The 13,882-nt window shown below is 46.5% G+C and carries 15 protein-coding genes; 9 read left to right on the top strand and 6 right to left on the bottom strand.

Going from position 1 to position 13,882, the window contains the following annotated elements; translation table 11 throughout:
• Window positions 1–65: 65 nt before the first annotated feature.
• The 7 genes from efeO (at window position 66) to ASG16_RS05145 (ending at window position 7,788) form a co-directional block, all read left to right on the top strand.
• Window positions 66–965 (top strand): iron uptake system protein EfeO, encoded by a 900-nt coding sequence (efeO, locus tag ASG16_RS05115; RefSeq protein WP_056489071.1) that lies wholly within the window; start codon window positions 66–68, stop codon window positions 963–965.
• Window positions 966–969: 4 nt separating this feature from the next.
• Window positions 970–2,247: an iron uptake transporter deferrochelatase/peroxidase subunit gene (gene efeB, locus ASG16_RS05120; RefSeq protein WP_056489069.1), complete on the top strand. Its 1,278-nt coding sequence runs from the start codon at window positions 970–972 to the stop codon at window positions 2,245–2,247.
• 27 nt (window positions 2,248–2,274) lie between these two features.
• Window positions 2,275–4,059, top strand: a complete 1,785-nt coding sequence (locus ASG16_RS05125; protein WP_056489067.1) for an FTR1 family iron permease — start codon at window positions 2,275–2,277, stop codon at window positions 4,057–4,059.
• Window positions 4,060–4,282: 223 nt separating this feature from the next.
• On the top strand, window positions 4,283–5,212 hold the full coding sequence (locus ASG16_RS05130) for a decaprenyl-phosphate phosphoribosyltransferase (RefSeq protein ID WP_048035328.1): 930 nt from the start codon (window positions 4,283–4,285) through the stop codon (window positions 5,210–5,212).
• Window positions 5,213–5,251: 39 nt separating this feature from the next.
• Window positions 5,252–5,608 (top strand): SMR family transporter, encoded by a 357-nt coding sequence (locus ASG16_RS05135; RefSeq protein ID WP_048035329.1) that lies wholly within the window; start codon window positions 5,252–5,254, stop codon window positions 5,606–5,608.
• 23 nt (window positions 5,609–5,631) lie between these two features.
• Window positions 5,632–6,072 carry a divergent PAP2 family protein gene (locus ASG16_RS05140; RefSeq protein WP_056489065.1) on the top strand — a complete coding sequence of 147 codons (441 nt, stop codon included), beginning with the start codon at window positions 5,632–5,634 and terminating at the stop codon, window positions 6,070–6,072.
• Window positions 6,073–6,099: 27 nt separating this feature from the next.
• Window positions 6,100–7,788: a hypothetical protein gene (locus ASG16_RS05145; protein WP_056489063.1), complete on the top strand. Its 1,689-nt coding sequence runs from the start codon at window positions 6,100–6,102 to the stop codon at window positions 7,786–7,788.
• Between the two features lie 325 nt (window positions 7,789–8,113).
• Here the strand turns inward: ASG16_RS05145 and ASG16_RS30635 are convergent, their stop codons facing one another.
• Genes ASG16_RS30635 through ASG16_RS05155 form a run of 3 tightly spaced genes read right to left on the bottom strand, consistent with a single transcriptional unit; the run spans window position 8,114 to window position 8,848 of the window.
• On the bottom strand, window positions 8,114–8,269 hold the full coding sequence (locus ASG16_RS30635) for a hypothetical protein (protein ID WP_157966762.1): 156 nt from the start codon (window positions 8,267–8,269) through the stop codon (window positions 8,114–8,116).
• A 14-nt stretch (window positions 8,270–8,283) separates the two neighbouring features.
• The gene (locus tag ASG16_RS05150; protein WP_056489061.1) at window positions 8,284–8,499 is read right to left on the bottom strand and encodes a helix-turn-helix domain-containing protein; all 216 of its coding nucleotides are present in this window, start codon (window positions 8,497–8,499) and stop codon (window positions 8,284–8,286) included.
• Window positions 8,500–8,512: 13 nt separating this feature from the next.
• Entirely contained in the window at window positions 8,513–8,848 is a 336-nt protein-coding gene (locus ASG16_RS05155) for a sigma factor-like helix-turn-helix DNA-binding protein (protein ID WP_056489060.1), read from the bottom strand.
• A 271-nt stretch (window positions 8,849–9,119) separates the two neighbouring features.
• Here ASG16_RS05155 and ASG16_RS05160 point away from each other — a divergent pair, with 271 nt between their 5' ends.
• Window positions 9,120–9,719 carry a hypothetical protein gene (locus ASG16_RS05160; RefSeq protein ID WP_056489058.1) on the top strand — a complete coding sequence of 200 codons (600 nt, stop codon included), beginning with the start codon at window positions 9,120–9,122 and terminating at the stop codon, window positions 9,717–9,719.
• A 35-nt stretch (window positions 9,720–9,754) separates the two neighbouring features.
• Here ASG16_RS05160 and ASG16_RS05165 read toward each other — a convergent pair whose 3' ends face one another.
• Complete coding sequence (locus ASG16_RS05165; RefSeq protein ID WP_056489055.1) at window positions 9,755–10,714, bottom strand: DUF4855 domain-containing protein; 960 nt, start codon at window positions 10,712–10,714, stop codon at window positions 9,755–9,757.
• Window positions 10,715–11,040: 326 nt separating this feature from the next.
• Here ASG16_RS05165 and ASG16_RS05170 point away from each other — a divergent pair, with 326 nt between their 5' ends.
• The gene (locus tag ASG16_RS05170) at window positions 11,041–11,508 is read left to right on the top strand and encodes an OsmC family protein (protein WP_056489053.1); all 468 of its coding nucleotides are present in this window, start codon (window positions 11,041–11,043) and stop codon (window positions 11,506–11,508) included.
• 42 nt (window positions 11,509–11,550) lie between these two features.
• On the opposite strand, the gene ASG16_RS05175 is transcribed toward ASG16_RS05170, so the two are convergent.
• Both ASG16_RS05175 and ASG16_RS05185 read right to left on the bottom strand, forming a co-directional pair.
• A complete protein-coding gene (locus ASG16_RS05175) occupies window positions 11,551–12,384 on the bottom strand; it encodes an undecaprenyl-diphosphate phosphatase (protein WP_056489317.1) in 834 nt (277 codons plus the stop codon).
• A gap of 433 nt (window positions 12,385–12,817) precedes the next feature.
• Window positions 12,818–13,882 (bottom strand): glycosyl hydrolase family 18 protein, encoded by a 1,065-nt coding sequence (locus tag ASG16_RS05185; RefSeq protein ID WP_056489051.1) that lies wholly within the window; start codon window positions 13,880–13,882, stop codon window positions 12,818–12,820.

Genomic DNA, 13,882 nt, shown 5'->3' on the forward strand with positions numbered 1-13,882 from the left:
GATATTCATTATCGAAATATAATCATATAATTATACACTCATATCATATGAAGGGATGTCTTTTCATGATTCAAAAATGGGGTTATCCAATCGCCGCAGTTGTTCTCGGCTCTTCCTTGCTCGCCGCTTGCGGAAACGCACAAACACAAACCGAAGAGAAAAAACCAGAAGCCGCGCAGCCTGACAAGCCTGCCGCTGCTGATCAGTCTGCATCAGCGAGCACTGCTTCTGCTCCTTCTCCTGAGCTGCAAGCTTCTATTGATCAATACCGAAAATGGGTCGTCGACCAAACCGACCAATTCGTAAAAGCAACAGAAAGCTTCACCACCGCCGTCAAAGCAGGCGATATGGAAAAAGCGAAAAAGGAGTATGCTCCAGCCCGTGCGTACTTTGAGAGAATCGAACCTATCGCAGAATCTCTCGGCGATTTTGACCCGTGGATCGATGCCCGCGAAGGCGATGTGCCTGATAACGAATGGCGCGGCTATCATAAATTGGAGAAAGCACTCTGGGAAACCAAATCGGTTGCTGACCAAGGAAAAGTCGCGGATCAACTGCTGCAAGATGTGAAGCAGCTCCGCGTAAAAGTAGAGAGCGTCGAAATCGATGTGCCTATGCTGGTAACGGGTGCGGTTGAGCTCTTGAACGAGGTATCGACGAGCAAGGTGACTGGCGAGGAAGAACGCTATTCCCATACGGACTTGTACGATTTCGCTGCGAACGTGGAAGGCGCTCACGAAATTTACAAAGTATTGAAGCCTGCTGTTACGGCGAAAGACTCTGCTCTTGCAAATGAAATTGAAGCTCGCTTCGCTGATTTAGACAAAGCACTCGCACCATACCGCAAAGGCGACGGCTATGTGCTGTACACCGAATTGAAGGAAGACCAGGTGAAAAAGCTGAGTCAGTCCCTCGATGCATTGGCTGAACCATTGTCCAAAATGGGTACGATCGTAGGAGGCTAACAAGATGAATGACAAGCATCTCGCAAACACCACAGCGAACAAATTCACACGTCGAGAAGCTCTGAAGTTGGCTGGTGTCGGGGGGATTGGACTGCTGTTGGGGGCGACTGGGGTCAATAGCCTTTTACCCTCCTCTCCTAAAAATGAGCAGACAAGTGCCACTCCGACCGGTGCAGATGAGGTCATTCCCTTTTATGGCAAGCATCAGTCCGGGATCATTACACCTATGCAGGATTTTATCTGCATGGGTGCTTTTGATTTGACGACGACCTCGCTAGGGGATGTCCGCACCTTGTTTCAAAGCTGGACGCAGGCAGCAGCACGCTTGACTGCCGGCAAAAACGTCGATGAAGAGAGCGATAACACCCTTCTTCCTCCTGTCGACACCGGGGAAGCCATGGGCCTGCGCCCAATGAAATTAACGATCACATTTGGGCTTGGTGCTTCCTTCTTTGACGAGCGCTTTGGCCTTGCAGCCAAACGCCCAGCTCCCTTGGTCGATTTACCTCGCTTCAACAGTGATGAAATGCGAAAGGAATGGTCGGGTGGCGATATTGTCGTGCAGGTGTGTGCGAACGATCCACAGGTCGCCTTCCATGCCCTGCGGAATTTGGCCCGGATCGCTCGAGGCAAAGCTGTCCTCCACTGGCTACAGGAAGGCTTCCAGCGTACCAGCGCATCCGACCCGACTGGCTCCACACCACGAAATCTGATGGGCTTCAAGGATGGCACGAACAATCCGCAGGTGAACGATCCCGCTACCGCAAATGAAGTCGTCTGGGCTAACACTGCTGAAAGTCCTGCGTGGATGGCAGGCGGAAGCTACATGGTCATGCGTCGAATCCGCATGCGGATCGAGGTGTGGGATCGCTCCACCCTCACCGATCAGGAGAATACGTTTGGTCGTCACCGTCTAACCGGAGCTCCGCTTGGCAAAGCAAATGAGTTCGACGAGCTGGAGCTGGATCGCAAGGATGCCAAGGGCAAACCCGTCATTCCTGTGGATTCCCATGTCGCCTTGGCCCATATGGAGGGCAAGGTAAAAATTTTGCGGCGCGGTTACTCCTATTCCAGTGGAATGGATCTCAAAACTGGACAGCTCGATGCTGGACTTTTGTTCATTTGCTTCAATCGTGATCCGCGCAAGCAATTCATTCCGATGCAACAAAGGCTCGCATCCGTCGACCTGCTCAATGAATATATCACCCATGTTGGCAGTGGTTTGTACGCCTGTCTTCCTGGTGCAAGTGAGGGCGGATACATCGGGGACACACTATTTTAACCAACTACCAGGGATGGAGTGAACACCTTGAAACGCTATCTGTTTATCATTTGTACCTGCATGCTGCTATGGACATCTGCTCTGTCTGCTGCTGTAGCCGCCCCGCTGGTGCCAGAGCAGCTCAAGCAAATAATCGCCCTCTCTAGCGATGCCTTGATTAGCAGTGGAGATAACAACTGGGAAGAAGCAGCGAAAGCGATCAGCAGTATGAAGAGCATCTGGGAGGGCAATTCAGAAGAAACCTCCGCAGATGCACAAGCATTGACGCAAGCAATCGCGGAAGCAGAACAAGCCCTTGCCCAAGCGAAGGCGAATCCTGACACTGCAAAAGCAGCCATCTCCAATCTGGCAAAAGCAACGGATCGTTACGTCTCATCCAAAGAAGAAGGCGGTCAGCCAAAAGAACGCGCGCACAAGCAAATTGCCGCATTGCTACCTCTCTTGCAAAACAGCATGACAGCCATCACGGAAGGCGATCTGCCGAAAGCCAAGCAATCGTACAACAGCTTCGTCACCGGCTGGTACAAGGCAGAGGGTCTTGTGCGAGCGGAAAATGCCGCAATCTACGGGGATATGGAAATCAAAATCAGCAGTGCACGCATTGCCTTGAATACAGAACCACCCGACCCTAAAAAGAGCGCAGAGAAAGTACAGGCACTCATTACTACCGTGGACAATTATTTATCAGGAAAAGCAGGCCAACAGGCAGCTACGAATGCTTCTACTGAGCAGCCGTCCATCTCGTCTCTACTGGAACTCCTTGCCTCGGTAGAAACAGATATCGCCAATCAGGATGCAACCGCTGCTTCGGACAAAATGGAGACCTTTATCACCGCTTGGCCCTCTGTGGAAGGCGTGGTCATGACTAAATCACAAGCTACCTACAGCAGCATCGAAGCCAAGATGGTCGCCATCCCGACACTCATCCTGTCCAATCCCCCGCAATGGGAAAAGGCCACGGCTCATCTTGCGGAAATGAAGACAGAGCTGGCGCCATTTGCGACAACGTCCTCGTACACCGCTTGGGATGCGGGACTCATCTTGTTCCGCGAAGGACTGGAGGCTATCTTGATCATCGTCTCCCTGCTCACTGTCCTGAACAAGTCAGGCAATGCCGACAAGCGCAAATGGATTTGGTCTGGGTCCATTGCCGGGATCGTAGTTTCCGCCATTCTTGCCGTCATCCTCAGTTTCGTTTTCTCCAACCTCTCCACAGGCAACTCGCGAGAAACGATTGAGGGAGTAACTGGACTGATTGCCGTCTTCTTTATGGTGACGATCGGTGCCTGGTTGCACAAGAAGTCCAATTTGCAGGCATGGAATCAGTTTGTCGAGAAATCTATCGGCTCTTCTTTGGCAAAAGGAGCTCTGTTGTCACTCTCCTTCACTGCCTTTCTCGCTGTCGCCCGCGAAGGGGCAGAAACGATTATCTTTTATATGGGGATGGCCGCTACAATCTCCATGACAGACCTGGTGGTTGGCATTTTGAGCGCACTTGTCGTTTTGGCCGTGATTGGTTTGGTCATCATCAAGCTCAGTGCACGTATCCCGGTTCGTCCGTTCTTTTTTGTAGCCAGTCTCTTGCTCTACTACATGGCGTTTAAATTCGTCGGCGTCAGCATCCATGCTTTGCAGGTGACGGGAAGCTTATCTGCACACAGCAGCGATTATTTGTTGTATGCACCAACTCTCGGCATTTACGCTAGCTGGGAAACGACGATCCCGCAATTGATCATACTCGTGATCGTTCTCGTCAATTTGTTCCTGTATTCGCGAAAAAAAGCAGCCACTCCGATTCCGCGGGTAAACTAAAAGAGAGAAAACCTGAAAAACGCAGCTCCTTCATGAGGGCTGCGTTTTCTTGTAAACCCCGATATTATTTTTGGCAATCATTCTTTATCGCAAGTTCACATTTTTTCTGTTATCGTTAAATATTTATGGGACAAGTTATGTTACCATATTACAGGTGTAACCTTCTTTTTACATTTTTCGTCATTAGAAGGTACGCGATTCGATACTAGGATAGGAGTTAGATATGGGGGCAACATCAAATTCTGTTAAAGTTGACGTCAAAACAACGCCACGCGTTCGACAAAATATGGTCTACCTATTAGTGAAGCAGCTTCGTCCACATCAATGGACGAAAAACCTGCTTGTCTTTGCTGCCTTGCTATTTTCCTTGCACAAAGTAAGTCCGGATGTCATTGGAAAATCAGTGCTGGCCTTCCTGCTGTTTTGTTTTGTATCTGGCTGTGTCTACATCCTCAATGATTTTGTCGATATCAAAAATGACCGAAATCACCCGGAAAAACAGTTCCGGCCCATGGCTTCTGGTGCATTGCCGCCAGCGCTCGCATTAGCATTCGGTGCGTTTTTGCTACTGGGTTCCCTTTTTAGTGCTTATTACTTTGACCGATTATTCGCGCTCGTACTGCTCGTTTACTTTGTGCTTAACGTCGCTTACTCGTTGAAGCTGAAGCATGTGGTCATTCTGGACGTCATGATTATTTCAGCCGGTTTTGTTTTGCGTGCCATCGGTGGAAGTCTGATGATTCAAACGCCGTTCACCCCGTGGTTTTTGCTCTGTACGATGCTGCTCGCGCTGTTTTTGGCCATCAGCAAACGTCGCCACGAGCTGATTTTGTTGCAGCAGGATAAAGGAACGCATCGCAAAGTGCTCGACAGTTATTCCTCCGAGCTGTTGAATCAGTTGAATACGATTGTGACGACCATGACGATCATCAGCTATTCCTTGTTCACTTTTACATCTGGACGCACGATTCACTTGATGTGGACCATTCCGCTCGTGATCTTTGGTATTTTCCGTTACCTGTATTTGATCACCGTCGCAGGCCAGGGCGGCAGTCCGGAAAAAGTTTTGTTGCAGGACAAGCCGATTCTCATTACGGTGTTCCTGTATGTTGTCATGGTGGCCGGGATTATTTACGTATTTGAATTTAAATAAGGAAGTATTTCCTTGCACAGATAGGTTGTGGATCAGGCTATGCCATCAATTGTTCTAATCATCATTTCCGTGGTCCTCAGCGCGTGTGGACAAGTCGCGATGAAGATGGGCGCATCCTCGCTCACCAGCAACAATGACATGCTGCTACTCAAGTTCCTGCACTATTTCACGAACCTGCCGATTATGGTGGGACTTGCGCTTTACGGACTTTCTGCGTTTATCTGGATTGCTGCGCTGGAAAAGGTGCAGCTTTCCTATGCTTATCCCATGGCAGCACTCGGATACGTGTTGGTAGCTGTGCTGTCCTTCTTGGTCTTCAACGAACCATTGTCCCTTACACGTATTGTCGGTCTGGCGATTATCGTCGTGGGCGTCGTCGTCATTTCCCAGTCGTAATCATCATGTAGAGGAGTTTTACCATGTTATATGCGGTAGCGCCGTTTATCGGCTGGCTTGTGTCCGGAATAACCAAATTTTTGATTAATTACCTCCGCTTTGGGTCCCGGGCCAAAGAAATGGTCGGGAACGGCGGGTTTCCCAGCACGCACACAACTGTTATGGTCACAACTGTGTTTTTGATTGGTTTGCAGGAAGGCTTTACTCATCCTGCATTCGGGCTGGGTGTGGCTGTGACGTTTATTGTGATCATCGATGCGACTGGATTGCGCAGAGCGGTAGGAAAACATGCAGAAGCACTCAACAAGCTCGCAAAGGAACATCCGGACGTGTTTCCCACCAAACCTTTGCGCGAAAGCATGGGACATACCAGATGGGAAATTGCCGGGGGTCTGGTGCTCGGGGTACTGCTTGCAACCGTATTGCATCTGCTGGCAGCGAACCTCCCTAACCTCATTGGCTAGTAGATTCGTAGACAGGAGATTATGTTCATGAATAACCGTACAGCTACGTACTCGTTCCTGCTCGGGACGACTTTGCTATTGTTTATGGCTACGATTGTGCTTAGCACATCGGTTTTATTTTTGTTCGGCGTATCCGTGACGGCTGCCAGCTTTTGGATTGGCCTTGTTGCGGCTTTGGCTGCGATGGGCGGGATGGTGTCAGTCTTCGTAAGTTCACGTCGTCGGGCCTGGTTTTTCTCCCTGTTGGCTGGACTGGCGATTGTGTCAGGCATCAGCTACTCCATCAGCGCCAATACGTTTGATCTCTCTTTTGACGGACAAACGTATCATCAAGAAGCAATCGTGAAGATAACCGAAGGCTGGAATCCGGTTCATGACCAGCCTATCCTCAAGCCTCCTGGTTCAAAAGAAGTGGAGGAGATGGATAATAGAGAGGTTCTCTCGGCCTTTCACCTGTGGATCAATCATTACGCCAAAGGTCCTTGGATGCTCGATGCCGTCATGTATAAACTGACTGGTCAGATCGAGGTTAGCAAAATATTTAACCTGTTGTTGATTGCATCGTCCTTTTTCCTGACACTCGCTGCCATCCAGACCGCTTTCCCAGAGAAAAAAGGGGCGGCGATTGCCTTCGCGCTGCTCGCAGCGTTCAATCCAGCGGTGATCACGCAATCGACTTCCTTCTATATTGACGGACAGCTTGGCTCACTCGTGCTCATCATCTGCGCTCTCGGCTATCTGCTGTATAAGCGCTACCATGTTTGGACGCTACTAGCGCTGTGCGCAACACTCATGCTGCTGGCGCAGATCAAATTCACGGCATTGGGGTATGCCGGATTGCTCGGCTTGGCGATTCTCGTGCTCTTCTTTTTCTACGATCGCCGTCAACACATCAAGAGCATGCTCGCGTGGCTTTCGGTTAGTCTGGTTATCACGGTAGGGGTTGTTGGGTACAATCCGTATGTCACCAACACGCTAACAAAGGGACATCCCTTTTATCCGTTGGCGGGTAAAGGCGCCGTTGATATCATGACCTCGAACAGCCCGCATGGCTTCAAAGACAATACGAGCATAGAAAATCTGGTTATTTCCTTATTTTCCAAATCGGAAAATATCGCAACTCCCCATAGCCCTACATGGAAAGTGCCATTTACGGTCACAGGGAAAGAGCTCGCCGTGTTCTACTCTCCTGACGTGCGTGTAGCCGGATTCGGACCGCTTTTCGGAGGAGCTATGATTGTCACATGCCTGATTCTCGTCGCCTTGCTTTTGGGGACTCATCGAAAAAAAGCGGCACCTTTCTTGTGGATCAGTCTGGCGCTCTTCGTGACTGTGCTCATTAATCCGGAAAGCTGGTGGGCGCGCTATGTTCCGCAGCTTTGGTTGATTCCACTCCTAATTGCGCTGGCAGTTTGGGATGTCCAGAAGGGCTTTTTCCGCCATGCGGGCAAGGTCTTGGTCGTCATCTTACTCGCCAATATGGTGATGGTAAATGCTTCTCATATCATTGGACAATCTGGCGCCAATGCGTTTGTGAAAAAGCAGTTGGAAGAGATTAAGGCAAGCAACAAAACGCTGGTCGTAGACTTCCACCATTTCAATGCGGTGAAAGTACGTCTGCAAGAAGCTGGCATTCCTTTCGTCGAGCAAAAGCTGGATAAAGGCGAAGAAGTCAAAGGATTTATAACTACGCGTGCGGTTTATCTCTTAAAGTAATGAGTAATCCCCTTCACAACCAAATGGAAGGGGATTTTTGTTTATCGCTGGCTAAAATGTTGACCTCTTTGCTCACCAAAAGTTACCCACCTGACAGACTGAGGGTAAATCGAAAGTGCCTCCAATTCAGCTCCTCCACCTACTTCTTAATTGCTTTTAGCTCTTTAGACAATTTTTGTTGACTTATGAGTATCTGGACCAAAGCAGCACTCGATACAAGGAATAATATCGTAGACAAGAGGCATGCTCCTATTCACAATAAGATAGAGGTAGAAGGAAAAGACCCTTTCCCTTCTACAATTTATAGAGAGAAGGAATGACCGCCTTACGGTGATTCTTCTTTTTCGTCATTCTTAGTGGCACGTAATGTTACATTAATCAAATCGCGAATTTGTACTTTCAACTCAACATGCTTATGGATCACCAACAAAGTCAAAATTGCGATAAGTATTGCAATGATGACTGTAACTGTTTCATTCATTCAATAGCCTCCTTTTATGTAGGAGTGGCCGTTGATTGGATCAGCTCCACCAACATTAGCTTTAGAGATTGCATACTATCTTCATGTGGCATACGAATAAACCAAGTCATCTTTTTCATATCGGGTTCGTAGTGCTGGATTAAGGCTTCAATTGCAAGCGTATTTCCTTTTTGAGCATCATCAACTAATTTACAAAAGTCTATTTCGGATAATGTCTCAGCTATTACCACACTACTCCCCCTTTTAGGCTAATATGAGTTTATTTCGCAAACGTTGTAGGGCCTGTACTTTACATGCGTGTAGTCGAGAGGGAGAAAGTTCTAACCTCTTTGCGACTTCTCTTTCAGATCTTCCCTCAATGACCACCTGTTTAATGATGAAACGTTCTCGTTCTGGTAGACTGTTCAGTAACTCCTCAACAAACATCTGGGAATCAACTTCTTCTGTATGACCGATGTCCCACTTTTCGTTGGTAAACTGAATTTCCATACGATATTTTTTCTTTGCCTCGTATTGCAACTTCCAAGCTGATCGTTTCAACTGCTGCCTTATCTTCTCCTCAAGTGATTGTTCTGTCATATAATCCCCCCTACCTACTAGGTAAAATAAATGGGTATTTGCTCACAGATTTTTAAGAAAAAAGGAGATCATACGTTCTATTATACCGCAAAAACTGGCAATTTTCGCCATGAAATTCAATATTTTGATACGTTATTGCATCATAGTTCTATGAGTATTTAGGATCATTTTCAAGCAGAATTCTTTATAACACCATGATAAACGGAACTTTTTCCCAGTCGGAACGTCTAACAAGTAAAGCGGGAAATTAACTTAGGGGGAGGTAATAGCCGTGGTAAAAACTTCGCTTCTCACATCATTGGCCTTGGCCATTTCAATTGGATTTTCAGGAATTATTGCTCCGTCAGTTTCTGCGAATACTCCTATACCAATTCAAAACGTTCAGTCCCAGCCTTTGATTGAACATGTAAAATCCATAAAAACAGAACATAAGGGTATTTTCTCAACTGCAATTACTGAAGAATGGTTTAACCCACAAAATGGTTTTCTACGAGAGGACAATTTTGTAAAAGAACAAGAAAAAATCACTTTAAAATCCAAGGTACGTCAATACCCTAACCAAAAATCACTGTTTAAAGAAACAATTGACCGGTATCAAGACAAGGATATTTGGACATATTTAAGTGTTGAGACTTTAAATGGGCAGCAAGTTAAAAAGATGAAAACCATTATTGAGCCGAAAAGTGGTATTTATCACATCGCGTACGTGAGTTCATCTACGGGGTTACCCATAAAAGAGTATAAATTTGATAACCAGAACGATTTATTGGCTACTTATGTCTACTTTTATGCTCAAGTAACCGATCTGAATGGTGAGATCTTTAAGGTTAAGGAGAAAAATTTAGAGATCGATCTGCAAAAAACGAAGTGATTATCACTTCGTTTTTTGCATTCTCAACTATGAGATTACACTTCGTAGAAATTGTTGATTGCATCAAAAAGTGAGTTATTATTTAGAAGGTTATGCGTCGATCCAGCATAGAAAACCATTGGCGCTTCTTTAACAATTCCAGAGAATGTATCAACATAGTAATCGAACCTGTCAGATCGGCTTTTGCGATAATTATCATCACCTTCCATGGTTACCCCAATTAATGCGGTGGCCGAAGTCTTTCTTCCACCTCCAACAACGTCTCCATCTAAATCATAGACCTTTTGACGATTGGCACTATCAAACACTTTATCCACGTTCTCTTGGTAAGGATCTCCTTGAAAATAGTATTGTGGTTGGATGCAAATGATATCAAAAATGTCTGTTCTGTTTGCAATTACCCCTAGATTATGAGTGATATTCTCTGCGTACGTTCCAAAGCCATAGTATGGCGCCCACATAAACTCTTTTTTATGTGTATTCCGGACTCTGTAAGCAATATCATTCAACAATTTAACCATTTTGTTCGAAGTCGGGTTTGTACTGCTGATCTTCTGATCAATTGGAAAAATCGTCTCTGTTCGGAAGTAAAATCCTTCGATACGGAACTTCCATTCCTTTTCACCTAAAATCTCGATACAAGTGTCTTCTACTTGTCGCATATAGGATCGATAGTCGGAATAAAAATCATCGATATTTTTAATTGTAGTAATATCATTACTAAGTGCTGGCAACGAAATATACAAGTCTTTATGGTCTACATCTGATGCTTTGTATTCAGGTAAAAAATCAGCAAGATCATCAATCATTTGATCAATTACAGCTTTACGGTCTGACTTGCCCTTTCGATAGTCAAAAAACACTCTATCCATGTTTCCCAGGTGCACTACGAAATCATGAATGTTAGTACCGTCGAAATCATTTAGCATCTCTGTTGTTACCGTACCATAACCTTTTCCCGTATAAAGATGAATTCCACGCATTCCTTTAGACATATTCACAACACTCCTATTTTAGATTCGGCGTAATTTTGACCGGTCATCATTTCGCCTTCACTATCTAGGTAAAAAAAAGAAGGGTTTGCTCACCCTTTTGGAAAGATTTTTGGAATCAAATTTGTTGTTGAAAGTGGCGTCTATCCGCCTAGCCACTTTTCTCAAATCAATAGGAACAAATGGAAATGCAAAATGATGAATTTATGTCAACCTACTACTAGCTTGTATGCTAGCTTAAATAAATGTAAAAATTTTCATAATTGTTTCTGGAAGACTATGGTAAAGTTTACTTGTGTTGATTATCCAGAAAGAAGGGAGTGTGCATCATGCCTGTTGAAACATTCAAAGCAACTGCCCATCTACAAAAGGGAATGGTTGTGAAGGCCAGTTCCAGAAATTTCGAGATAACCATCGATGAACCGAAAAGCTTGGGGGGAACGGATACTGGGATGAACCCGGTTGAACTCGTGCTCTCCGCATTAGGCGCCTGCCAATCTATCGTTGCCAGAGTATATGCGAGGAAGTTTCATATTCAACTCGACGATTTTTGGGTAGAAGTCGAAGGCGATCTCGATACAGATGGCTTCATGAACAAATCGGATGTACGACGCGGGTATTCCGAGATTCGATACACCTTTCATATCAAAACCGATGCTCCTAGAGAGCAAGTAGAGTCTTTTGTGGAGTTTTTGGAACAGACATGCCCGGTTGGAGATACGATTGCGAATCCTGTCAGTCTTAAATTAAACGGAATTGTTATTGAAAAGCCGAGCGAGATAAAGGCGAATGAGTAAAATAAGGCTCCCAATTGGGAGCCTTTGTCGTATTTTTGATTTTTACATAAACACAAAGTAAATGACCGCTGCCAGCACCAAACGGTAAATCGCAAACGGTGTCAGCTTAATGCGATTGATCAGCTTCAGGAAGAAACGGATCGATAGAAGCGCAAACACAAATGCGCTAATAAAACCGACGACGAAAAATGGAATGCTGTCCATCGTAATCGCATCCCAGCGCTTCAACAGCGACAAAAAACTTGCGCCCGCCATGATCGGCACAGCCATAATAAACGTGAAGTCTGCCGCCGCCCGATGGCTCATACCCAACAGTACGCCCCCCGAGATCGTGGAACCCGAACGGGAAAAGCCAGGCCACAGGGAGAAGCATTGAATAAGTCCGACCAGAAACGCTTGCTTGTACGTAATTTGGTCAACCGACTCGATCTTGGCACGCTTTGGTCGGAACCAATCCGCAGCCAACATGAGCAGAGCGCCCAGCACCAGACCGATTACCACGGTCTTCGTGGAGAACAAATATTCATCGATGTAGTCGTCAAACAGAACACCCAGAATCCCCGCAGGAATCAAACCGACAATGACCGTAGCCAAATTCAGCCGAGGTCCTGCCGAAACCTCACTCTTACCCGCCAGCTTGTTCAAGCCGAGCAAGCTCATGAACCGATCCCACATCAAAACGACAACAGCCAAAATTGAGCCGAGCTGAATGACAATCTTGAAGGTGTTCGCCACTTCTGGTGAAAACATCTCCTTCGTTTGGAACAAAAAGTCATCCACGATAATCATGTGACCCGTAGAGGAAACAGGGGCAAACTCAGTCAAACCTTCTACTAGCCCCAGCACAATCGCGACAAAAGCTTCCCAGAGACCCAAAAATTCCACGCTCCTATGAATGATGTCCAAAATCAATATGCAGCAGCCACCCTGTAAAAGAGCAGACTACTGCTTCTAGCATTATAACGTTCATCTCCGGTACAAAGTTACATTGTGATAGAAAAACCTTCAGGCAAATTCTTGAGAAGGTGCCTCACAGTAATAACTATCACGCTCTTTCTATTTTACCTTTGCAAGATGTGAATCGAAAAGCCGCGTTGGAAGAAGCGAATTTCCAGTCCAAGCGCCTCTGGAGCCCGCCCCAGCTTTGGAAAAAATGGCGGGGAATTTCAGCTTCACTTATGAATGACATCCTCGAAACTTCTACCTTTGAAGCGCTCCCGCCATTTATTCCGAAGCGGACAGTCATACCCCTTGCGGGGCGTAGGCCGAAGCGTAGACTGGAAATTCGCTTCTTCCCCCACCAAAACCCCTACCGATTCACATATTGCAACGTCCCTTCCCCCATGTCACCTAGTCGCCAAAGCGCGATTTTCTCGATGCCCGCCTTCTTCGCAACTGCAACCCATTGAGATAGCGTCTCTTCATCCGCATACCAAACCGTGTGCTTTTGTCCGTCTTCACCCATATAGTCGAAGTACAAACTGCCACTCGCTTTATCCCGTTTTGGCGGCTCGATACTGGAGATAGCAAAGTCTGCTGCCTGTTTTTCCGTCACAGCCGTCACTTTTCCATCAGAAGCCCAATCAAATCCGCCTACAGAAAGGGCCATGATTTTGTCACCCGGCACTTTTTGCATGCGATGGGCAAGCTCCTCAATAAATGCATGATCGGCTTTGGGACCTGGCTCTGTATTCGTACCGTACAAATTATACGCCATCATGACGTAAGTAGGCCCCTTTGGCAATGCCAACTCTTCAATCGGCGCGCGAGGCTCCAATACGATGCGAAGCGACTTCCCCTCCTGCTCCATATGCTGGTACAAGGTATGGATAAAAGTAAGGAAGTTGTCCCAGTCCTTCTCGTCAATTCTCTCATAATCGATTTCTAAACCATGAAAGCCATTCTGGATCACAGCATTCTTGATCTCCATAATGTGCTTGGTACGGCTATCATCTGTCGCCATGAGCCTACTGACAATCGACGGGTCCTTTTGAATCTGCGTGCCATCACGGTTAAGACGATCATTCACAATAGTCAAATCGAGATCGACATAGCTGCCCTGCTTCGAAGCTTCCTTGATCTCAGGCATCGCCTTGGTCATGCGGTCTGTAAAATGCAGCTTGGCATTTTCATCAAAATACGCCGCGAAGACTTGCACACTGGACAAACCATCTGTCATCCTGCGGAAATCCTCCAAACCGGATTCCCACTGCCAGTCTACCACCCAGGCAGTCAATTCCGTCGTTTTGTTGGCAGCATCTACAATCTCCAAGCTTTCGATATCATTCCATTTCATCATGTACCACACGAGGGTGATACACACTACTATCAGAAGAGCAGTCAAAATGATCGATCGTTTCTTGATGTTTGACAC

Origin of the sequence: Brevibacillus sp. Leaf182 (genome assembly GCF_001423865.2) — a bacterium.
Lineage (GTDB): Bacteria > Bacillota > Bacilli > Brevibacillales > Brevibacillaceae > Brevibacillus > Brevibacillus brevis_C.